Consider the following 20,917-nt stretch of genomic DNA (forward strand, 5'->3'; position numbering starts at 1 on the left):
GTTGATTCCGTCACCTGCCGGTGGCGGCGGTATTCAGCGCGTTCGCGAGACTGTTCTGGAAATTCAGGGTCTGCAGCAGGCCCCTCGCGTTCACGCTCGCATTGATGATGGTCTGGTTGGTGATCAACTGGTCGTTCAAGCTGTTCTGGATGACGGTGCCGCCGAGGGCGTTGCTGCCCATCTGGACGGCGAACTGGCCGCCGCCGTTCTGGATGAGGCGCACTTGCGCGGCCGCCTCGGCGGGCAGCGTGCCCTGGCCGCTCGTCAGTTGCCCGAGGTCGCCAAAGTCCAGCTGGCTGCGTTCGGCCACGTTGCCGTTGATGGTCACGATGCGCTCGATGCCGAGCGACACCATGACGCCTTTGTCGGTGACGAATCCGCCGCGGTAGTCGTCCAGCGTGCTCGATGCCACGGCATTGTCGCTGCTGAACGGATTGTCCTCGCCGCCGGCATGGCCTTGCGTCGCGATCGCAGCGCTGGCCAGCACGAGGCAAATCTGGACGGGTATTCGCATGGGGTCTCCTGTCAAAAATCGCCCGGACCGAATTTCGGCAGCGTCATCATGTCGACGCCGGTCCGGCTGACGCCTTCGGCCAGCGGCGCACGCGGGGCGGCGCGCCAGTCGAGGTCGGAATTGAATGAAGGCTTGCCCGGCGCATCGTGGATGACGAACAGCAGCCGGGTAGGCCAGATGGATTCGAAATGCTCGCGCGTGATCGACCGCGTGCCGCTGGACGGATCGCCCAGCAGGATGCGCCCGTCGTCCGCGCCCTTGATGACGACGAAATGGTTGTAGCCTTTTTCCGAGATCAGTACGATCGCAGGCAGCTTACTGTCGAACAGTTTCTGCAACGGCACCGTAAAACCGTCGGCCTTGAAGCCGATCTTGGCGAGGTAGCGCTGCATGTCGAGCAGTGAAAACCCTTCGCGCCGGATCTTGGCCTGGTCGCCGTTGTCCCACATTTCCTTGAACGCGGTCGTCTCGCTGATCGGATAGTCGTAGTGGTAGGTCAGCAGCGTGGCCAGGGCGGCCGAACCGCAGCTGAAATCGTATTGCTGGCGGGTCGTGGACGTGAAGCGCAGTTCCCGCATGCTCTTGACCGGCACGTTGAAGCGGGCGCCGCCGGGGATGGGCAGGTCGGCCGCATCCGCACGGACAGCGCCCAGCAGTGCAATCAGCAGGGGCAGGGCGCCGTGTTTCATTTGAATTGCAGGTTGACGATGGTGGCGTTCTGGATCAGGACGTTTGCGCCGCTGTTCTGGATCACCACCGGGATCCCCGACATGTTGGCGAACGATCCTGAATCGATGCTGTTCGATCCCGTGATGACGTTCACCGCGGCGTTACCGCTCACGATACCGTTCAAGTTCGCATTGTTGGTGGTCGTGACCGTGTCCGTACCGCCGCGCGAATGCTCCAGCTTGCCCAGGTCGGCGGCGGGGCCGAATCCGAGCACGTCCGGTGCCTTTGCCGTCCGGTCCGCACCCGTAGCCGGCGCCGCCACGTCGGGCCTGACGGCCGTGGCGCCGTCCTGGGCGGGGACCCCGATTTCCGGTCCTGCCCAGGCCGCGGATGCGCAAGCCGCAAGCACGGCGAAGCCGCACAGGCGGTTGCTGACGTTACAAAAGAGTGATGACTCCATGCTCTATCCCCGGTTGCGTCGAAAAACCGCCGTGCCGGCTGGCACGGCGGTCAGTCACATCACTTGCCGACGGCCAGGTTGCTCTGGACGTTCACGCTTTGCTGGATCAGCGAGGAGAAGCCGTTGTTCTGGCTCACCACCATCACACCCGCAGCCGACTGGCCGACGCTGTCCATGTGGTTGGACATGTCGAACGTACCGGTATTGACGGAGTTCGAGCCGCCAGCGCCACCCGTGCCGGCGCCACCCATGCCACCCGTGCCGACGCCGGCCGTGATGCTGGACAGGTCACCGCCAGCGCCGCCCGTGCCGGTGCCGCCGGAGCCGCCTGCACCGCCTGCGCCGGCGGTCGAAGCACCAACGGATGCCGAGCCGGTGGTGGCGGCGCCGCTCGATGCGGTACCGCCTGCGGCGCCTGCGCCGCCGGTGTTGGCGGCCATGCCGCTCGCTGCACCTGCGCCGCCTGCTGCGCCCGCACCGCCGGCACCCGAGGTGGCCGTACCGGCAGCGCCGGAGCCGCCTGCACCGGACGTTGCCGTACCGGCTGCGCCGGCACCGCCTGCGCCTGCTGCACCGCCCGAATTGCCCGCAGCGTTACCGGCCGTTGCCGTCAGGGTGCCGCCCGCACCGGCAGCGCCGCCCGTTGCGGCACCGCCCGCTGCGCCGGAACCTGCCGTGTTCGAAGCGGATGCACCCGCGCCGCCCATGCCGCCAGCCGCACCCGCTGCGCCTGCGCCGCCCGCACCGCCGGCGCCACCGCTGGCGCCTGCGCCGCCTGCGCCGCCGGTCGAGGTACCGGCAGTGGACGTCGTGGCGCCGCCCGTGGCCGCGCCACCGGTCGGCGACGACGAGTTGGACGTTGCCACGCTTGCGCCGAGGGTAGCCGAAGACGAGGCCGTGCTGGCGCCGCTGGTCGGGCCGGAACTGTTGGTGCCGGTAGCCGTCGAACCCGCGGCGCCGCCCATGCCCGCCATGCCGCCCGCACCGCCCGTACCACCCGCTGCGCCCGCTGCGCCGGCACCGCCAGCGCCACCTGCCGCACCGGCGCCGCCTGCGCCGCCGGTCGAGGTGCCGCCGCCGCCACCTGCGCCACCCAGGCCTGCCGTCGTCGCACCGCTGGCGCCGCCTGCGCCGCCGCTCACGGGGCCAGCCTGACCGCCATTGCCGCCCGAAGCGCTGCCGCCATTGCCGCCCGCAGCACCTGCGCCGCCCGTGGCACCTGCGCCGCCGCTCGCTGCGCCTGCGCCGCCCGTGGCAGTGACGAGGCCCGTGCTGCCGCCCGTGCCGCCCATGGCGCCAGCGCCGCCTGCGCCGCTCGTTGCGCCGGTGGCCATGCCGCCTGCACCACCTGCTGCGCCCGAAGCGCTGCCCGTGGTGGCCGAACCAGCGGTGGCGCTGCCGTTGCTGGCCGAGCCGCCTGCCGCGCCAGCGCCGCCATTCGCGCCGTTCGCGTTGCCGCCCGAGCCCGTGCTGGCGGTGTTCGAGCCGCCCATGCCGGCTGCGCCTGCGCCGCCCGTGCCGGACGCGCCGTTGGCGTTACCGAAATTGGTGGCGACGTTGCCGATGTTCGTGGTGGTGTTGCCGGAGACCGACCCGTTCAGCGTGGAATTCGAGTTGGCCGACGAGGTGTTGAAGCTGTTAGTGAAGGTCGCAGTTGCCGTACCACCGTTGTTGGCGGCTGCCGAGCCAGCTGCAGACGCCGATGCGTCGCCCGTGCTGTTGTTGCTGTTGTCGGTGCTGTGATCATCCGTTGTCACGGTGCTCGTGTTCGTGCTGCTGTCGTGAGTGTTGGTCTGGGTGATAGTGGAGAGGCCGGAAGCGGTGGCGGTGTCTTGCGCTTGCGCGTTCAACGAAAATGCCAGCGCGATAGCGGTCACGAGCAAAGTCTTGTTCATTCGAATTCCCCTCTGGGTTTGGTGGTTGGTGATGGGTCGGCCGTAACGCCGACCTCCAACCCCTTTGCACTTTCAGTGCCAGCCTCATGGCAGAGTTCTATAACCCCTTGTTTTTGTTGACTTTGTGCGCCTGTTCCTACAGGCGCGTCAGACGACGTCCGTCATGATTTACCGAAAATATCGAAAAAGTGTTTCACTTTCGGTACAACTGTGTAGCGCTCGGTACGGCAACACACAAAAAAAAGTGGACACTTTGTCCACTTGTGCGACGCCCTTCGCATCACTCGCGCATGCCGTGTTTGCTCAGCAGCCGGTACATCGTCGTGCGCGATACGCCGAGGTCGCGCGCGGCCCGGCTCACGTTGTGCCCGCTGCGGTCGAGGCATTCGCGCAGCGCGCGCCGCTCGGAGCGCATGCGCGTGTCGTCCAGTGCGGCCGGCGTCGGCGCCGCGATCCCGCGGGTCAGGCCCAGGTCGTCCGGCATGATCAGGCGCCCGTCCGACATGACGAGCGCGCGCCGCACGCGATTGATCAATTCGCGCACGTTGCCGGGCCAGTCGTGGTCGAGGATCGCTTCGATCGCGCGGTTCGAAAACCCTTTCAGCCGGGGCGACTTCTCGCTCGCGTACGCGTGGAAGAAGTGTTCGGCCAATGTGACCAGGTCGTCGCGGCGTTCGCGCAGCGGCGGCACCGTCACGGGGAGTACGGCGAGGCGGTAGTAGAGGTCTTCGCGGAAAGCGCCGCTGGCCACGGCCTGCTGCAGCTGCACGTGCGATGCGGCGATCACGCGTACGTCCACGCGGATGTTGCGCGTGCTGCCCAGGCGGCAGATCGTCTTCTCCTGCAGGAAGCGCAGCAGGTTGGCCTGCAAGTCCTTCGGGAGGTCGCCGATCTCGTCGAGGAACAGCGTGCCGCCGTCCGCCGATTCGATCAGGCCCGCCTTGCCCCGCGTGGCGCCCGTGAACGCGCCGCGCTCGTAGCCGAACAGCTCCGAGTGGATCAGGCTCGGCGCGATGGCGCCGCAGTTGATGGGGACGAACGGCCCGGCGGCCCGGTCGGACTGGGCGTGGATCGCCTGCGCCGTCAATTCCTTGCCGCTGCCGCTCTCGCCCCAGATCAGGACGGGTGCCGCCACCTTGGCGACGCGCGACACCTGTGCGCGCAGGCGCGCGATCGCGTCGCAGGTGCCGATCAGCGGCGACGACGGGTCGCCGCCGGCAAGGCCGTCGCCAAGCGGATGCCTGCGCAGCATGGCCCACCCGTGCGCGTGGCCCAGCGTGTGGGCGAGCCGCACGGGATCGACGGGCGCCGTGTGGTAGTCGCACAGGTGTTCCACGACGAGGTCGCGGCAGGGCGTCGATTCGAGATCGCGCGGGTGAAAGACACCGACCCATTGCATATGGCTGTGGCGGCGCAGGAAGGTGTCGACGTCGGCAGGCCTGTGTTGCTCGCGGTCGTGCACGAGCAGGCCGACCAGGTAACGGTCGCTGCGCAATTCGCGTCCGGCATCGCCGAGATTGCTGACACTGCGGATCTCCCAGTCGCGCATCGCTTCGTCCAGCAGGGCGCGGGTGTCCTTGTCTTCCGGGGCAATGCACAGCAGGCGTTTTCGGGTCATCCATCCTCCATCGGGCAGTCGGCCGGTTCACGCAGCGCGGCGGACGAACAGGAGAACCGGCACACGTACGCAAGTGTAGCGTTTTGCAAGAAACCAGCCGTTCAGTAGCCAGTTGGCAATTTCTTATTGGCAGTTGAACTTTGGTTAACATTATGCCGGCTATCACGCTTTCGTGGCGGACGATACGAATAGTCACGGCTGAGTCGATTTGACGAACGAGCAGGGCCGCGTGCGTGCGCGGCGCGCGTGTCCATGAGGCGCGTCAGGTCACGCGGCCAATCCACCAACAAGCAGCGGCTGCGAGTTACCGACGGTTACAAGTGTGTATTTTGCCACTGCAGATGTCAAGCTTGCCATAACGCCGCGTTGCTTTCTTTGCAGTGCACAATAAATGCAATGGGGCGGGAGTTGTGCGCACGCTGCCGCCCGGGCGGGAGCAGCGTGCGGCCGCGTTACGCGCGCGGGCGCTGGCGGTGGAACACGAGGGGGCTGTACGGGATGGCCGAAGGCGGCGGCGAGTTCAGAATGCCGGGTTTCATCGCGCCGATCACGTGCATCTCGCACGGCTTGCAATCGAATTTGAGCGTGTAGGTCTCGTCGCCGCTGACGAGCGTCATCGGTTCGGCGCGGACCTGGCCCTGCACGCCTTGCACGCCCTTGGCCTGTTTCGGGCACAGGTTGAACGAGAAGCGCAGGCAGTGCTTCGTGATCATCAGCGACACCTCGCCCGGTTCCTCGTGCGCCTCGTACGCGGCGGCGATCAATTGCACGCCGTGCTTGTGATAGAAGGCGCGGGCCTTCTCGTTGTACACATTGGCCAGGTAGCTGAGCTGGGTTTCCGGATACGCGGCCGGCGGTTCGACCGGTTGCGCCCGCTCCGGACGCTGCCAGGCCGCCAGCCGTGCCGCTTCCTGGGCGGCGACGGCGTCGCGGCGCAGGCCGTTGATGGCGCTGGCAGGCACGAACCAAGGCTGCGACAGCGCGACGTCGATGGCACCCGCCTCGAACATCGTGTTGCCCAGCTTGGCGACGCTCGCGCGCAGGCCGGCCAGGGCCTGCTCGGCCTGCTGGGCCGGCTGCAGCGCAAGCGCCGCCGTCGTCGCCGTCGTGATGCCGTCCTCGTCGGTGATTGTCAACCGGAGCCCGCCCGGCACGTCTTCCAGGCGCAGGTCGACGCGCACCTTGCGCTCGGACGATTTCTTCGTCAGCGTCGCTTCCCACTGGTGGTCGCGGTTGCGGTGGATGACGGTGCCGACCTTCAGCCCCGGCAGCGAGGCGAGCGCCTCGTTCGGAAACACGCGCCAGCGCTGGCCGTCCGCGTCTTCGCCGAGCTTTTGCACGGTATTCGCCTGGATGCCCACGGTGTCGCGCTTGTGCATGTAGTTCAGGCCGTCGCCGTTCGCCATCGGGGCGTGCGTGACGAGGTCGAAGTTGTCGCCGCCGATGCGCGCGACGGTGCCCAGCTCGACACCCACGTATTTCGGTGAATCGAAGGCGCCGATCGTCTCCTGGCGGCCCTGGGCAAAATAATCCGTGTGGCCGCGGTGGAAATTCTTGTCGACGTCCGGCGTAAACATCACCTGCGTCCGGCCGCTCGACGCGCGCGCCAGTTCCGGGCGGCGCTCCAGGATCTCGTCCAGCAGCAGGCGGTAGTGCGCCGTGATGTTCTTCACATAGCCCATGTCCTTGTAGCGGCCTTCGATCTTGAGCGAACGGATGCCCGCATCGACGAGCGCTTCCAGGTTGCGGCTCTGGTCGTTGTCCTTCATCGACAGCAGGTGTTTTTCGTACGCGACGACGCGGCCCTGGCCGTCCGACAGCGTGTATGGCAGGCGGCACGCCTGCGAACAGTCGCCGCGGTTGGCGCTGCGGCCCGTGTCCGCGTGCGAGATGTAGCACTGGCCGGAGAACGCCACGCACAGCGCGCCGTGGACGAAGTATTCGAGCGGCGTGTCGACCTCGGCGCGGATGGCGCGGATCTGCTCGATGGTCAGTTCGCGCGCCAGCACCAGCTGCGAAAACCCGACCTGCGACAGGAATTTCGCCTTTTCCACCGTGCGGATGTCGCACTGGGTGCTCGCGTGCAGCTGGATCGGCGGCAAGTCCATCTCGAACATGGCCATGTCCTGCACGATCAGCGCGTCGACGCCGGCATCGTACAGCTGGCGGATCTGCTTCTCGGCCGTCTCCAGCTCGGCATCGTGCAGGATCGTGTTCATCGTCACGAAGATGCGCGCGCGGTAGCGGCGCGCGAATTCGACGAGGCCCGCGATGTCTTCGAGCGTATTGCTGGCGTTGTGGCGTGCGCCGAATGCGGGCCCGCCGATGTAGACCGCGTCCGCGCCGTGCAGGATGGCTTCGCGGCCGATCTCGGCGGTTTTTGCGGGAGACAGCAGTTCGAGCTGGTGGGCAAGCAGTGACATGGCGATTTCCTGGAAAACAAGGCGGAAATTATAGCCAGATCAAGGGTTTATGTCACCGCTCGGTGCACGGTTCCCGGTTCAGTACGCGTTCGACGGCCGCCCGCAACGCGGCCGGCGTGACCGGCTTCGGGAGCACGGGTACGTCGTCCGGCACGCCCAGAGAGCGGACCGCCGCAGGGTCCTGGCCCGTGATCACGACGATGGCCATGTCGCGGTACCCGTCGCTCGCCCGCAAGGTGCGGATCAGGCGCGGGCCGTCCACGCCAGGCATGCCGAGGTCGCCGATCAGGAGTTGCGGCCGCGTCTCGCCGATCCGGAGCAGCGCCTCGAAGCCGTTGGCGGCCAGCACGACGTCCTGTGGCAGGCCCAGGCCGGACGTCGCCGCCTCGTACAGCGCCAGCATCGCGCCGTCGTCGTCGACGAGCAGCGCCTTGTGGCGCACGGGCGCGGCGCGGTCGCGCATCGCCTGCTGGCGCCGCTCGACGTGGCGTTCGATCGACGCCAGCGCGATGCGCCGGTGTCCGCCGGCCGTTTTCCAGGCGGACAGGAGGCCGCTCTCGACCCACAGCTGCACCGTTCGGTGCGACACGCCCAGCAATGCGGCGGCCTGCCGGGTGGAGCAATAGGCGGCCGCGTCGAAACCGTGTTCCGGCGAGGCGGGACTGGATGGCGATGTCATGGCTGTCGTATGGATGGATTCTGTTGATGCACACAGGAATCTATCAAATAATCACAACATACGACAGCAATATTTACTAATCGATACCTCGAGGGGGGGTAGTCAATGCAGCGGACGGTCCGGACCGCCCGTGCGCTCGACCCGGACTGCGATCGATTTCGCGGCCGGCACCTTGCTCTCCTTCGCGTAATGCCACAACGGAATCAAGGGGTTGCACTCCGGGTAGTAGCCGGCCACGCAGCCGGCCGGGACGCCATATTCGACGACGCGCAAGCCTTCGACCGTACGCGTCACGCCATCGTCGACTGCGGTGCTGGCCGTGACGATGTCGCCGTCCGCGAGCCCCAGGCGCGCCATGTCGGCGCCCGCCATCAGCAACACCTTGCGGTCCTGCACGCCGCGGAAGCGGTCTTCGAGGCTGTAGATCGTCGTGTTGAACTGGCCGTCGCTGCGCACGGTGAACAGGCGCAGCGCGTCGGCCGGGACGGGCATGTCGGGGTCGGCCGACAGCGTGTCGGGCACGGTGAAATTGGCCTTGCCCGTCGGCGTCTTCCATTCGCGCTTGGCGGCGGCGACAGGCTTGCGGAAGCCGCCCGGCGTCCACATGCGGTCGTTGAACTCGTGGAAGATTTCCGGATACGTGGCGGCGATGGCGTCGCGTACCTTCGCATAGTCGGCGACCCACGCGTCCCAGTCGACCTTCGGGTTCGGGTCCAGCGCCGCCTTCGCGATGCCGGCGACGATCGCGGGTTCCGACAGCAGGGTGTCCGCCGCCGGCTCGGCGCGGCCGCGCGAGCCGTGCATGCAGCCGGTCGAATCTTCCACCGACACGGCCTGCTCGCCGCCGGCCTGGCGATCGATCTCGATGCGGCCCAGGCAGGGCAGCACGTACGCCGTCCTGCCGTGCACGAGGTGGCTGCGGTTCAGCTTCGTCGAGATCTGCACGGTGAGGGGCAGGGCGCGCCAGGCGGCGTCCATCAGCCCGTGCTCGGGAACGGCGCGCACGAGGTTGCCGCCGAGGCTGATCAACGCCTGCACCTTGCCGGCGCGGATCGCTTCGCACGCCTCGACCGTGTTCATGCCCTTGTCGCGCGGCGGCTCGAAGCCGTACAGCTCTTTCAGCTTGTCCAGCGGCGCCAGTTCCGGCTTTTCCGTGATGCCCACGGTGCGCTGGCCCTGCACGTTGGAGTGTCCGCGCACCGGGCAGATGCCGGCACCCGGCTTGCCGATATTCCCCCGCAGCAGCAGGAGATTCACGAGCATCTGCACGTTCTGCACGCCGTTGCGGTGCTGCGTGAGGCCCATGCCATAGACGCCAATGACGGATCTGGCGCGGATGTAGGTGCCTGCCGCCTGTTCCATCTGCGCCTGCGTGAGGCCCGCTTCGCGCTCGATCTCGTCCCAGCCGCGCGCACCTACGGCGGCCGCAAACCCGTCGAAGCCGTGGCAGTGCTCGGCAATGAAGTCGGCGTCGACGGCACGCGGGCCGCCTTCCGCGACGGCGCGCGCGTCCGCTTCGAGCACGGCCTTGCACATGCCCATCAGCGCGGCCGTATCGCCGCCCGCCTTGACCTGGTGGTACTGGGTGCTGATCACCGTCTCGTGCCCCGTCAGCATTTCCGTGGGCGATTGCGGGTTCACGAAGCTGACAAGGCCCCGCTCGCGTAGCGGGTTGAACGTGACGATGGGCACGCCACGCTTTCTCGCATCCTGCAACTGGTGCAGCATGCGGGGGCTGTTCACGCCCACGTTCTGGCCGAAGAAAAAGATGCAGTCCGTGTGGTCGAAGTCGTCCAGCACCACGGTGCCGATCGGCACGCCGATCGTCTTCGGCAGCGCCACGGAGGTGCTCTCGTGGCACATGTTCGAGCTGTCGGGCAAGTTGTTGTTGCCGTACATCCGCGCCAGGAGCTGGTACATATACGACGTCTCGAGCGAGGCGCGGCCGGAGCTGTAGAACACGACGTTCTTCGGGTCCATCTTGCGCAGCTCGGCGCCGATCTCGGCGAATGCACGTTCCCACGTGATCTCGACGTAACGGTCCAGCGCGCCGTCGTAGCGCATCGGCACGGTGAGGCGGCCCGCCGCTTCCAGCTCGTGGTCGTGCCACGTTTCCAGTTCGCGCAGGGTGTGGCGCTGGAAGAAATCGGCACCGATGTGCTTGCTCGTCACCTCCCACGCCGTCGCCTTGGCGCCGCTTTCGCAGAATTCCGCCGGATGCGGGTGGGCCGGCTTGGCCCAGGCGCAGCTGACGCACATATAACCGTCCGGCTTGTTCTGGTGCGTCAGCAATTGCGCGCCTTCGAAAGGCACCCGTTCCTTCAGCAGGATGGTGCCGACTTCCTTCAGCGAGCCCCAGCCGCCGGCCGGGATCTTGGGTTCGTTGGGTTCGCCCGTCTTGCCGGGCGTCTTGCCGCCTTGCTTGCTCATGTCGCGACTCCGTGCCGTTGGGGAATGTATTTCCTCAATAGTATGCAGCTTGATCCTTTACCGGGTCGCACGTCTGTTCGGCGCTGCACAGAGCGCCGCGGCGATTCCCCGGATGATCTGCACATCACCATCCCGACATCGGAATCCACCATGAACGAGCCAACACCGATTCACCCGGTCCCGTACGCGCCCGGCTTCGAAACCCCCGAGGACGACGAAGCCCAGACGGCCTTCGACTTGCAGACCACGATGCGCAGCATCTCCACGAAGACGTACGAGGATTCCGGCCGGGCGCTGCGCAGCGTCCACGCGAAGACGCATGGCCTGCTGGTGGGCGAGCTCGTCGTCGAGGCCGGTTTGCCCGAGGCGTATGCGCAAGGCCTGTTCGCGCAACCCGGCACGTATCCCGTCGTGATGCGGTTGTCGACGACGCCGGGCGACGTCTTGCCGGACGACGTGTCGACGCCGCGTGGCATGGCGATCAAGGTCGTCGGCGTGGCGGGGCCCCGCGTCGAGGGCAGCGAGAACGACGTCACGCAGGACTTCGTGCTCGTCAACGGCCCCGTGTTCGCCTCGTCGACGGCGAAACAATTCCTGGGCGGCGCCAAACTACTGGCAGCGACGACGGACAAGGCGCCGAACCTGAAGCGCCTGTTCTCGGCCGCCGCGCGCGGCGTGGAACGCGCGCTGGAAGCGGCGGGCGGGGAGAGCGGCACGTTGAAGGCGCTGGGCGGGCATCCGGAAACGCATCCGCTGGGCGACACGTATTACAGCCAGGTGCCGATCCTGTACGGTTCCTACATGGCCAAGGTGCAGGTGGCACCCGCGTCGAAGGCGCTCACGGCGTTGACGGACAGCCCCGTCGATTTGAAAGACAGGCCGGACGGCTTGCGCGACGCCGTCGTCGGCCACTTCGCGCGCGCTGGCGGAACGTGGGAGCTGCGCGTGCAACTGTGTACGGACGTCGCCACGATGCCGATCGACGATGCGGCCGTGGAATGGCCGGAGGCGCGGAGCCCGTGGGTGACGGTCGCGCGCGTGCACGCGGGGCCGCAGGCCGCGTATGGCGGCGAGCTGGTGCGGCGTATCGACGAGGGCATGCAGTTCAACCCGTGGCATGCGCTGGCCGCGCACCGGCCGCTCGGTTCCATCATGCGGGTGCGCAAGGCCGTGTACGCGATGTCGAAACGGTTCCGGGCGGAGCGCACGGGCATCGAGATCGCCGAGCCGCGCGACCTCGACGGCTTGACGCCTCTGGTATGATCGGCGCCGATGAACACCCCCCACGATCCCGCGGACAACGCGCTGCCGCCGCCGGCCCAAGCGCGGCGCGTGCTGCGCATGCGCGCGGGCGCGCTCGCGGAGGTCGACGACGTGCTCGTCGACGAGGTCCCCGTCGCGCTCGTCTATAACGGGATCTCGCACGCCGTCATGATGGCGACCCCGGCCGACCTGGAGGAATTCGCGCTCGGCTTTTCGCTGAGCGAGGGCCTGATCGCCGACGCCGGCCAGTGCTACGGCATCGACGTCGTGCGCGGCGCCGGCGGCATTGCCGTCCACCTGGAGATTGCCAGCGGCGCGTTCATGGCGCTGAAAGAGCGCCGGCGCAGCATGGCCGGGCGCACGGGATGCGGCTTGTGCGGCGTCGACAGCCTCGACCAGGTGTGCCGGACCTTGCCGCCATTGGCGCCCGCGCAGGGCTTTACGGCGGCCGGCGTGCGCCGTGCGCTCGCCGCGATCGGCGACCACCAGGCGCTCACGCACCGGACGGGCGCGGCCCACGCGGCCGCCTGGTGCGGCATGGACGGCGCACTGCACATCGTGCGCGAGGACGTCGGCCGCCACAACGCGCTGGACAAGGTGATCGGCGCGATGGCGCGGGGCCGGGTCCGGCCCGCCGACGGCTTCCTGTTGATCACGAGCCGCGTCAGTTTCGAGATGGCGCAGAAGGCGGCCGTGACGGGTGTCGCCGCGCTCGTCGGGATGTCGGCCCCCACGTTGGCTGCCGTCGACCTGGCCCACCAGGCCGGCATGACGTTGCTCGCTTTCGCGCGCGGCAGTGACTTCGTTTGCTACACCCGCGCCGACCGCCTGGACGTGGACGCCGGCTGACCCCGGCGTTCAGGCCGATACGAGCGCCAGCAGCGCCGCGCGGTCGGCTCCCTGCTGGCGCTGCGCCGTCACGCGGTCCCACAGCAGGAACATGCCGTAGGCCCATTGCGTGACCAATTCCGCCTCGCCGGCCGGCCGCACCGCCGCGTCGCCGACCAGGCGCTCGATTTCCGCACGCGCGAGCGCCGTGACCTGTTCGTAGTTCCACGCGCCTTTCGGCAGCATCTTCTGGCGCGCGCGGTAGCGGCGGGCCCGTTCGGCGTCGGACAGCTTGTCGTCCTTCGGCGGACGGCCGCGCTTCTTCGCCTGCGCCGCGTCGAGCGGCAATTCGATCGTGCTCAGGTCTTCCGGTTGCTTCATGGTGCGGTCGAAAATGGTCGTGCCCACATTATTCGTGACGCATTTCAATAAAGCAAGTTCGATGTCGCCGGCCGCGATGGTAGGCAGTTGAAATCGATTTCGCTAGAATAGACAGGTTGTACCTTCGTCAATTCTTGTTGGGAGTCCGGCATCGTGGTATCACGCTATAAACGGACGGCGGCGGCCGTCGGAATGCTCTGTGCCCTGGTGGGCGGTGCCTGTGCGGCAGAGGGAGCGGGCGCGGAAGCGAGTCCGCAAAGTATCGTCGTCACGGGCCAGCGGGGTACGTCCGCCTGGGTGCGGGCCGAGAGCAAGCACGTGGTCGTCCTGTCCGATGCGCCGCGCGCCGACGTCGCGCGGGTCGTCGAGCACCTCGAGCGCCTCGACGCCCTGCTGCGCGCCTACACGGACGGCTACCGCATGACGGACGCGGCCACGGAGCCGAAGCTGCGCCTCGTCTACCTGGACGACGAGCGCGACCTGGACCGCGTGGCGGCGCGCCGCCCGGCCAACGGCATCGCCCTGTTCCGCGACTGCGCCGACGGCACCCAGGGCTTCCTCGTGCGCACGTCGCCGCTGCAAGACATCGCCGACGACAAGCTGGACAAGGCGCCGCTCGACGAAGGACTGTCGTACGTCTCGCTGGCGTATGCACGGAACTTCCTGTACCGCCACACCGACGTGCGCCGGCCATCCGCGTGGATCGAAGGCTTCGCGAACTATTTCGCGAGCGTGCGTTTCGGTAAGAAGCAGATGGTGATCGGGCGCATTCCGCCAGGCGTGGGCCGCTACTTCACCTTCCTCGACCAGGGCCGCCGCTACAACCTGGACTACAAGGATGTGCTGGGTCCGAACCCGCTCGGCGACCTCGGCGGGTCGCGCGCCCTGGCCGCGAGCATGGAATTCGAAGCGCGCGCCTGGATTCTCGCGCACTACGTCCTCGGCGCCAGCGAACGGCGCCAGAAGCTCGGGCCATTCCTGAACGCGATCCACAACGGCGTCGACCCGGCGGCCGCGCTGCACACGGCGTTCGGACTCGACATCGACGACGTGAGCTCGACCCTGTGGCGCTACCGGCGCACGGCCGTCGAGGTGAAGCGCGTGGAACAGATGCCGGGCGCACGTCCCGACGTCGCCATCTCGACGATGTCCTCGACGTCGGGCAACTTCATGCTGGCCGACGCCGCCCTGAAAGCCTGCCCGGCCCGCGCCCAGGGCGAAACGTTGCTGCGTACCCTCACGACCGACGCGGGCGCCGTCCCGAACGTGGAGGCGGGCCAGCGCGCGCTGAACCGCGCCCGCGTCGACTGGGGCGATGCGGCGACGGCGCTGCCGTGGCTGGAGCGGATGGCACGCCGTGCGGACGCCGACACCGACGTGCTGGTGCTGCTGGCACGGGCGCATCTGAAGGTGGCGCGCGGGCTGGATGCCGGCGCACGCGATTCCCACCTCGACGCGGCCCGCGCGAGCCTGGCCCGCGCACGCGAGCGCGAAGCGGGTTCGGGCGCCATCGCGCTGGCGACGCTCGACCTGTCGCTGCTGGCGGACAGCCAGCCGAGCCGCGCTGCGCTGGACGGTGTGATTGCCGCCTGGCGCGCCGCGCACGATTCGGCGCCGCTCGCGCGGGCCGCGGTGCTGGCGTATTGCTACCTCGTCGACGCGCCCCATGCCGAACACATCCTGCGCGTGCTCGCGGAAGACCAGCGCGATCCCGAGACGGCCGCGTGGGCCGTGCAGTTCCAGCGCCGTCTCGATGCCGGCCTGACGCTTGCCGCGATCGCGACGGAGATGCGCCAGGCGCCGCCAGCGCAAGGCGTCAGCGATTGGACGATGGACCAGCTGAGCGTGATGCACGACGTCGAATACAACGCCGGCCTGGAAGACGCGCAGGGCGTCATTACGCAGTTGATGCAGAACCCGGACCAGACGAAGGCCCTGCAGAACGCGCCTTTGACCAAGTAAGCCGATCGTTGGAACTTTGGCCGGCCGCCGCGGGAATACGGGAAAGCAGCGGCCGGCTCCCACGGCGCGGCACCGCACTGTCTTGACGTCCGCTCAAGACGCTGAGTGTTTGGTGCCGCCGTCATCCGGGTGGTCGTCGCCGCGTTAGTTCATGCACGGCATTTCAAAACCACCAAACGATGACTTCCACTACCAGCGCGGCACGCCGCGCCATCCCCGACACCTGCGCGCTGCGCGTCCTGCCGGCACTGCTCCTCACCTGTTTTACCATTCCGCTGCATGCACAGACGGCCGCGCCCGAACCCGTGCGCACGAAGCCGGCCGCGCCGACGTCGAAGACCACCGAGGGCGCCCAGGCGACGAAAGCGCCGGCGAGCGGCGGCGACGACGGCGTGGCGACCGTCGAAGTCGTCGCCACGCGGCCGACGAACAAGGTCGACCGCGACGTCTACGACCTGAAGAACGACATCAGCGTCAGCAACGCCTCCGCGGCCGATATCCTGAACAACGTGCCGTCGGTCACCGTCGACCAGGACGGCAACGTGGCGCTGCGCGGCAACCAGAACGTGCAGATCATGGTCAACGGCAAGCGCGACGCGCAGTTCCAGGGCCAGAACCGCGGCGACGTGCTGAACGCGTTCCCGGCCGAGTCCATCGAGTCCGTCGAGGTGATCAACGTGCCGGGCGCGGAGTTCGGCAACGAGGGCGGCAGCGGTCCCATCATCAACCTCGTCCTGAAGCGCAACCGCAAGGCCGGCTCGCGCGCGACGCTCTCCGCCAACAAGGGCACGCAAGGCCGCGGCAACGCGTTCCTGAACGGCGAGCATGCGGAAGGTCCATATTCGATCAGCGGCAATCTCGGCGTGGCCGAACGCGTGCGCGAGGGCTACAGCGAATCGCAGCGCGAGGACCTCGACCCGGCGACGGGCGCCGTCACCGGCGCGCAGCATGCCGTGAACAACCGGCAGATCACGTCGAAGTCGCTGAACATGGCGTCGACGTTCACGTACAACGTCGGCGACCGCGACCAGGCCGGCGCTACGGTCAGCTATTCGAAGATCAGGAACGAAAGCGACGCAACAGGCGCGACGCAGCGCTACGCGGCCGACATGGCGCCACTGGCCGACTACACGACGCGGTCGCGCAACGTGTCGCCGGCCGAGAACTTCGGCATCGGTGCGTCGTACGACCACAAGAGCGGCCTGCCGGGCGAAGACTTGAAGTTCGACCTGCGCTACACGGGCCAGAACAACCACACGGATTCGAGCGTCGACTACGACTACCGTCTGCAGCCGACGCCGTTCACGGCGAACAGCCTGCGTAGGGCGGACCGGCGCAACCGCATCCTCGACGTGTCCGTCGACTACGAGCGCAACGTGTGGGACACCTGGCACCTGAAGGCCGGCGCCAAGGTCGCGGACAGCCGGAACGAGAATCCGACGGGCTATCTCGCGCAGGATCCCGTGACGGGCGACTACGTGCCGGTGCCGAGCCGGATCAGCGACTTCGAGTCGAACGACCGCAACGCCGCCATCTACGGCATCCTGAGCACGAAGCTGGCCGAGAACCTCAACGTGCAGGGCGGCCTGCGCGGCGAATACACGACGCTCGACGTGCGCCAGCCGCTGCTGCAGGAGGAAGACAAGTACCGCTACGTGAACTGGCTGCCGAGCTTTTACGTGACGCGCGACATCGGCGCGAACGGCATGCTGCAACTGCGCATGAGCCGCCGCATCGCCCGTCCCAACGAGCGCGATCTGAACCCGAACCTCGTGTACCTGAGCGACTTCAACGCGCGCCAGGGCAATCCGCATTTGCAGCCGGTGAACAACGATAACTTCGAGGTGGCGTACCGCGACCGCCTGTTCGGCGTGGACAGCAGCTTCGTACTGTTCAAGCGGCGCGAGTCGCCCGTCGTCGGCAACCGCAGTTATGCACTGGCATCCGATCCGAACGTGATCGTGACGTCGCCGATCAACTTCGGCGCCAACGATGCCGTCGGCGTCGACTTGAATTTCAACGTGCGGCAGTTGTTCCTGTCCGGCCTGTCGGCCAACCTGGGGGCGACGATCGGCAACGAGAAGCGCCAGCGCATCGCCAATTTCGCGACCGACATGACGGGCGTGCAGCAATCGAACCACCGCGAAAACATCAAGCTGCGGCTCGCCTACCAGGCCGGCAAGGAAGCGCTGCAGCTGAGCGTGAACCGCACGGGCGCGAGCTTGAACGGCCAGGGCGTCAACAGCGCCGTCACGATGACGAGTTTCACGTGGCGGCACAACTTCGATGCGCGCCTGTCGCTGAACGTGAACGTGGCCAACGTCTTCCACACGGGGACGATGGAAAGCGACGTCGAGAACGAGGTGCTGCGCCTGCACAGCCTGACGACGGGCCAGCCGCGCGTCGTCCAGATCGGCCTGCGCTACCATTGGGGCGGCGTGACGGGCGACGACCGCATCCGCAACGGCGGCCGCGGCAACTTCCGCGGCGGGCCGGAAGGCCGGGGCGGCGAGAGCGGCTACGGCAATGGCGGCCTGGGTAATGGAGGATTCGGCAACGGCGGCGGCAGGGGCTTCTGACCACGTCGCCGCCGTCGCGTCAGCGGCGGGCGAAGAACGCTAACGCGACGACGATGAGCGCCCCGGGCGCGACGTACGGCGCGCCCGGGTGCCGCCCGTACAGGAGCGCAGCGGCAAGCGGCGCCAGCACGCGCGCGATGGCTTGCCGGGCCTGGTTGGCACCCTGCACCCCGCCCCGCAGATGGTCCGGCTCCACGTTCGCAATGATCGCGTTCGTCGCCGGCTGGAACAGGCCGTCGCCGAGCGTGAAGACGGCGACGGCGCCGAACAGGAAACCGGACGAGCCGACGAATGCCGCCGCCCCGATCAGGAAGAAACCTGTGGCGTTCAGTGCGAGCCCCGCGCGCGCGCGACCGCGCTCGCCGCACACGGGCAGCAGCAACCGCGTCGCGATCCCCTGGCTAAGCAGATCCATGACGCCGACGAGAAACAGGACCGTGCCGATCCGGGGTGGATCGTAGTGCCTTGCGTCGCTGAGGAAGACCGTGATGTTCGCCTGCAGCATCGTGCCTGCGACATAAAACACGAACGTCGTCGCAAGCGCGCGGCGTAGCGACGGGTCCCGCAGCACACCGGCTGGCGGCACCGGCGGATCCGGCGACGGCGTTGGGCGGCCGCGACGTTTGTCAAGCGGCCGCGCGTTCACGGCGACGGCCGCAGTGCGATGCCGTGCTCGAACAGGCGGGGCAGCCAGGCGTGCTCGAAGATGCGGCGAAAGCCGAGGTTCGTCGGATGCATCTCGTTGGCCCAGTAGTCGCGGTACGTGCCGTCGCGCGTGAGGATGCCGCGGCTGTCGATGTACACGACACCAGGGATCGACGCGGCGAGCGGGCGCAGCAGGTCGTCGTTCAGCCGGTCGATGAGGTTGCGCGCGATCTCGTCCCGCAGCGCCGTGTCGGCCGGCACGCCGCGCCGGTTCATCGCGGGCGCCAGCCATGGGCCGGCGTGGATGAGGCCGAACTCGAAACCGCGGCCGTCCGGGATCGGGTAGTCGTAGCCGTGCACGAAGATCGGCGGCGGCGCGGGTTTGTCGCGCTTGGCGAAGCGGATGCCGGCGATGAGCCGCGTCAGCGCCTGCCGCAGCCGGAACAGCATCTCGTCCATGCCGTCGCCGTCGACCCAGCCATCGGCGTCGGTGCCGGGCGGGCAATGGTCGCGCAGCGCCAGGTCGACGTCGACGGCGTCGTTGCCCGCGCCGCTGATGTAGAACTCCGAGAACACCTCGACGAAGCCCGGTCGCAGGAAGTGCTCGACCGTGTCGGCATACTTGCCGTCGCCGACGTAATCCTTCAGCCGCGCGCCGTTGTAGCCGACGAGCTGGATGTTGCGATGGTCGTCCGACAGCGCGCGGTGATTGATCATCGTGCCGAGGATGTTGTTGTTGACGTACCAGAACCAGGAATCGCCGATGGCGAGCGCGGACGGATAGCCGATGTCGGCGTTGTCCCAGCGTTCCTCGGGCTTGTAGATGTGCGGCATGCCAGCCTCCGTATCGATTGCGGCGCGCCGGTTTGACCGCGCGCTGATCTCCATCATGCGGAAGGATTGATCCGGAATAAAGCGGTTTTCGATGGCCCGTGAGGAACCTGCGGCACAACCGGTCGAGGAATTTCCGGTTGTCGCCATCGTCTCGATACCGCCGGGCATCGTCGTGGCCCACACGGTAACCTACTCCCACGTTTTTGACACACATCAATGATTTTATTCGATCCGCGTTCCTAGAATGGCGCTGCCCTTGAGCAGTCGCACTCGGGCTCCCGGCAATTTCAACTTCACGTGCGGAGAGAAAAATGAAATCAACATTCCTCATTCCCGTCTTGGTCGTGCTGCTTGGCACGTCGTTCCACGCATCGGCAGGACAGGACGAGGCGCAACGGCAGATGATTCAACGAGTGATGGCTGCCAAGCAAAAGCTTAAGCAGGCGGAGGCGGCGAAGGGGGAGCAACGCAAGGCGTTGATGGCCGAGCACATGTCGATGATGAAGGATTCCATGGACAAGATGGCTGCCATGAAGCCGAAAGCGGGCATGAGCATGGAGGAGCATGAAGAATGGATCGAGGCGCACGAAAAACTCATGCAGCAAATGATGGACCAGATGATGGGGGAACATCATTTGATGATGGAGACGAAATAGCGGCCGTCCGCCGGCGGACACGGTTTTCTTTCCCCTGGTTCGGGGCGTGCCGCAACCGCGCTATCAAGGCGGTACGGGATTACAATGGGACGGCAAAGATGTCCGGTTTCCAGCTTCCGCCGACGGGTCCTTTGAAAAACGAGGCGGCGATCGGCAATGGGTCAGGTGGATGAGATGACCACTTACAGGCTCGCATGGTTAGTCGCCATTGTCATGTGGGCGCTGAACGGTTTGGCGTTTGCGCAGGACGGTTTCGTCGCGGTCCCGCCGCTGACGTCGCCCGTGACGGACCTGAGCGCGACCCTGAGCCCCGAGCAGCAGGCCACGCTGAACAATGCGCTGCGCGCCTTCGAGGAGCGCAAGGGCAGCCAGGTGGCCGTGTTGATCGTTCCGACCACCCGGCCGGAATCCATCGAGCAGTACGCCATCCGCGTCGCCGAGCAGTGGCAGCTCGGCCGCAAGAAGATCGACGATGGTGCGATCCTGGTCGTGGCGAAAGACGACCGTGCCGTGCGTATCGAGGTCGGCTATGGGCTTGAAGGCGTGCTCAACGACGCGACCGCGAAACGCATCATCGACGACGTGATCGTGCCCCGCTTCCGCCGGGACGACTTCAACGGCGGGATCGTCGCCGGGGTCGAGAGCATGATGAAGGTCATCGACGGCGAGCCGCTGCCGCCGCCCGACGGTCCTCGTACCGCGCGGAATGATGTCGGCATCACGCAAGTGTTGCCGCTCGTGCTCGTCGGTGTCGTCGTGGTCGGCGGTGTCCTCCGCGCCTTGCTGGGCCGCGTCGCCGGCGCGGCCGTCACCGGCGGCCTGATCGGTGTCGCGACCTGGCTCGTCGTCGGGACGGCGACGATCGGTTTGTCCGTCGGTGTGCTCGCCTTCCTGTTCACGCTGATCGGTGGCGCCAGAGTCGCGGGCCTGTACATGGCACATGGGGGTGGCCGAAGGGGCGGCGGATGGGGCGGGCGCGGCGGCGGATTCGGTGGCGGTGGCGCGTCCGGGAGGTGGTGAGAGTGGGGGCTCGCATCCTACCCTGCAACTGCTGCGCAACCGTGGATAAGGCTTGACCTTC

The 20,917-nt window shown here is 67.4% G+C and carries 17 protein-coding genes; 6 read left to right on the forward strand and 11 right to left on the reverse strand.

Annotation, left to right across the window (positions count from 1 at the left end; all coding sequences use genetic code 11):
• Positions 1–10: 10 nt before the first annotated feature.
• The 8 genes from HAV22_RS21165 to HAV22_RS21200 form a co-directional block, all read right to left on the reverse strand.
• A complete protein-coding gene (locus HAV22_RS21165; RefSeq protein WP_166861739.1) occupies positions 11–514 on the reverse strand; it encodes a hypothetical protein in 504 nt (167 codons plus the stop codon).
• An 11-nt stretch (positions 515–525) separates the two neighbouring features.
• The gene (locus tag HAV22_RS21170; RefSeq protein ID WP_166861740.1) at positions 526–1,203 is read right to left on the reverse strand and encodes a C39 family peptidase; all 678 of its coding nucleotides are present in this window, start codon (positions 1,201–1,203) and stop codon (positions 526–528) included.
• On the reverse strand, positions 1,200–1,643 hold the full coding sequence (locus HAV22_RS21175; protein WP_166861741.1) for a hypothetical protein: 444 nt from the start codon (positions 1,641–1,643) through the stop codon (positions 1,200–1,202). Before HAV22_RS21175 ends, HAV22_RS21170 begins: the two co-directional genes overlap by 4 nt.
• Positions 1,644–1,702: 59 nt before the next feature.
• On the reverse strand, positions 1,703–3,538 hold the full coding sequence (locus tag HAV22_RS31565) for a hypothetical protein (protein ID WP_166861742.1): 1,836 nt from the start codon (positions 3,536–3,538) through the stop codon (positions 1,703–1,705).
• A 280-nt stretch (positions 3,539–3,818) separates the two neighbouring features.
• On the reverse strand, positions 3,819–5,156 hold the full coding sequence (locus HAV22_RS21185) for a sigma-54 dependent transcriptional regulator (RefSeq protein WP_166861743.1): 1,338 nt from the start codon (positions 5,154–5,156) through the stop codon (positions 3,819–3,821).
• Between the two features lie 452 nt (positions 5,157–5,608).
• Positions 5,609–7,579, reverse strand: a complete 1,971-nt coding sequence (locus HAV22_RS21190) for a peptidase U32 family protein (RefSeq protein WP_166861744.1) — start codon at positions 7,577–7,579, stop codon at positions 5,609–5,611.
• A 52-nt stretch (positions 7,580–7,631) separates the two neighbouring features.
• Positions 7,632–8,258, reverse strand: a complete 627-nt coding sequence (locus tag HAV22_RS21195; RefSeq protein WP_166861745.1) for a response regulator — start codon at positions 8,256–8,258, stop codon at positions 7,632–7,634.
• 102 nt (positions 8,259–8,360) lie between these two features.
• On the reverse strand, positions 8,361–10,688 hold the full coding sequence (locus tag HAV22_RS21200; protein WP_166861746.1) for an FdhF/YdeP family oxidoreductase: 2,328 nt from the start codon (positions 10,686–10,688) through the stop codon (positions 8,361–8,363).
• A gap of 150 nt (positions 10,689–10,838) precedes the next feature.
• On the opposite strand from HAV22_RS21200, the gene HAV22_RS21205 reads away from it, so the two are divergent.
• Positions 10,839–11,951 (forward strand): catalase family protein, encoded by a 1,113-nt coding sequence (locus tag HAV22_RS21205; protein ID WP_166861747.1) that lies wholly within the window; start codon positions 10,839–10,841, stop codon positions 11,949–11,951.
• A gap of 9 nt (positions 11,952–11,960) precedes the next feature.
• Positions 11,961–12,800, forward strand: coding sequence for a formate dehydrogenase accessory sulfurtransferase FdhD (gene fdhD, locus HAV22_RS21210; RefSeq protein ID WP_166861748.1), 840 nt, complete (start codon positions 11,961–11,963; stop codon positions 12,798–12,800).
• Between the two features lie 9 nt (positions 12,801–12,809).
• On the opposite strand, the gene HAV22_RS21215 is transcribed toward fdhD, so the two are convergent.
• Positions 12,810–13,160, reverse strand: coding sequence for a hypothetical protein (locus HAV22_RS21215; protein ID WP_166861749.1), 351 nt, complete (start codon positions 13,158–13,160; stop codon positions 12,810–12,812).
• 192 nt (positions 13,161–13,352) lie between these two features.
• Between HAV22_RS21215 and HAV22_RS21220 the strand changes: the two genes are divergently transcribed.
• Positions 13,353–15,122 (forward strand): hypothetical protein, encoded by a 1,770-nt coding sequence (locus HAV22_RS21220; protein ID WP_166861750.1) that lies wholly within the window; start codon positions 13,353–13,355, stop codon positions 15,120–15,122.
• Positions 15,123–15,301: 179 nt separating this feature from the next.
• Complete coding sequence (locus tag HAV22_RS21225) at positions 15,302–17,701, forward strand: outer membrane beta-barrel protein (RefSeq protein ID WP_166861751.1); 2,400 nt, start codon at positions 15,302–15,304, stop codon at positions 17,699–17,701.
• Positions 17,702–17,720: 19 nt separating this feature from the next.
• Here the strand turns inward: HAV22_RS21225 and HAV22_RS21230 are convergent, their stop codons facing one another.
• On the reverse strand, positions 17,721–18,347 hold the full coding sequence (locus HAV22_RS21230) for an MFS transporter (RefSeq protein WP_166861752.1): 627 nt from the start codon (positions 18,345–18,347) through the stop codon (positions 17,721–17,723).
• Complete coding sequence (locus tag HAV22_RS21235) at positions 18,344–19,180, reverse strand: SGNH/GDSL hydrolase family protein (RefSeq protein WP_166861753.1); 837 nt, start codon at positions 19,178–19,180, stop codon at positions 18,344–18,346. Before HAV22_RS21235 ends, HAV22_RS21230 begins: the two co-directional genes overlap by 4 nt.
• A gap of 311 nt (positions 19,181–19,491) precedes the next feature.
• Between HAV22_RS21235 and HAV22_RS21240 the strand changes: the two genes are divergently transcribed.
• Positions 19,492–19,836, forward strand: coding sequence for a hypothetical protein (locus HAV22_RS21240; protein ID WP_166861754.1), 345 nt, complete (start codon positions 19,492–19,494; stop codon positions 19,834–19,836).
• Positions 19,837–20,010: 174 nt separating this feature from the next.
• A complete protein-coding gene (locus HAV22_RS21245; protein ID WP_166861755.1) occupies positions 20,011–20,856 on the forward strand; it encodes a TPM domain-containing protein in 846 nt (281 codons plus the stop codon).
• Positions 20,857–20,917: the final 61 nt, after the last annotated feature.

This window comes from Telluria antibiotica (genome assembly GCF_011682055.1).
In the GTDB taxonomy this organism is placed as follows: Bacteria; Pseudomonadota; Gammaproteobacteria; order Burkholderiales; family Burkholderiaceae_D; genus Telluria; species Telluria antibiotica.

Excerpts from the sequence above, each read along its gene's own strand:
- HAV22_RS21165 (WP_166861739.1), bottom strand. The coding sequence starts at position 514 with ATGCGAATACCCGTCCAGATTTGCCTCGTGCTGGCCAGCGCTGCGATC.
- HAV22_RS21170 (WP_166861740.1), bottom strand. The coding sequence starts at position 1,203 with ATGAAACACGGCGCCCTGCCCCTGCTGATTGCACTGCTGGGCGCTGTC.
- HAV22_RS21175 (WP_166861741.1), bottom strand. The coding sequence starts at position 1,643 with ATGGAGTCATCACTCTTTTGTAACGTCAGCAACCGCCTGTGCGGCTTC.
- HAV22_RS31565 (WP_166861742.1), bottom strand. The coding sequence starts at position 3,538 with ATGAACAAGACTTTGCTCGTGACCGCTATCGCGCTGGCATTTTCGTTG.
- HAV22_RS21185 (WP_166861743.1), bottom strand. The coding sequence starts at position 5,156 with ATGACCCGAAAACGCCTGCTGTGCATTGCCCCGGAAGACAAGGACACC.
- HAV22_RS21190 (WP_166861744.1), bottom strand. The coding sequence starts at position 7,579 with ATGTCACTGCTTGCCCACCAGCTCGAACTGCTGTCTCCCGCAAAAACC.
- HAV22_RS21195 (WP_166861745.1), bottom strand. The coding sequence starts at position 8,258 with ATGACATCGCCATCCAGTCCCGCCTCGCCGGAACACGGTTTCGACGCG.
- HAV22_RS21200 (WP_166861746.1), bottom strand. The coding sequence starts at position 10,688 with ATGAGCAAGCAAGGCGGCAAGACGCCCGGCAAGACGGGCGAACCCAAC.
- HAV22_RS21205 (WP_166861747.1), top strand. The coding sequence starts at position 10,839 with ATGAACGAGCCAACACCGATTCACCCGGTCCCGTACGCGCCCGGCTTC.
- fdhD (WP_166861748.1), top strand. The coding sequence starts at position 11,961 with ATGAACACCCCCCACGATCCCGCGGACAACGCGCTGCCGCCGCCGGCC.
- HAV22_RS21215 (WP_166861749.1), bottom strand. The coding sequence starts at position 13,160 with ATGAAGCAACCGGAAGACCTGAGCACGATCGAATTGCCGCTCGACGCG.
- HAV22_RS21220 (WP_166861750.1), top strand. The coding sequence starts at position 13,353 with ATGCTCTGTGCCCTGGTGGGCGGTGCCTGTGCGGCAGAGGGAGCGGGC.
- HAV22_RS21225 (WP_166861751.1), top strand. The coding sequence starts at position 15,302 with ATGACTTCCACTACCAGCGCGGCACGCCGCGCCATCCCCGACACCTGC.
- HAV22_RS21235 (WP_166861753.1), bottom strand. The coding sequence starts at position 19,180 with ATGCCGCACATCTACAAGCCCGAGGAACGCTGGGACAACGCCGACATC.
- HAV22_RS21240 (WP_166861754.1), top strand. The coding sequence starts at position 19,492 with ATGAAATCAACATTCCTCATTCCCGTCTTGGTCGTGCTGCTTGGCACG.
- HAV22_RS21245 (WP_166861755.1), top strand. The coding sequence starts at position 20,011 with ATGACCACTTACAGGCTCGCATGGTTAGTCGCCATTGTCATGTGGGCG.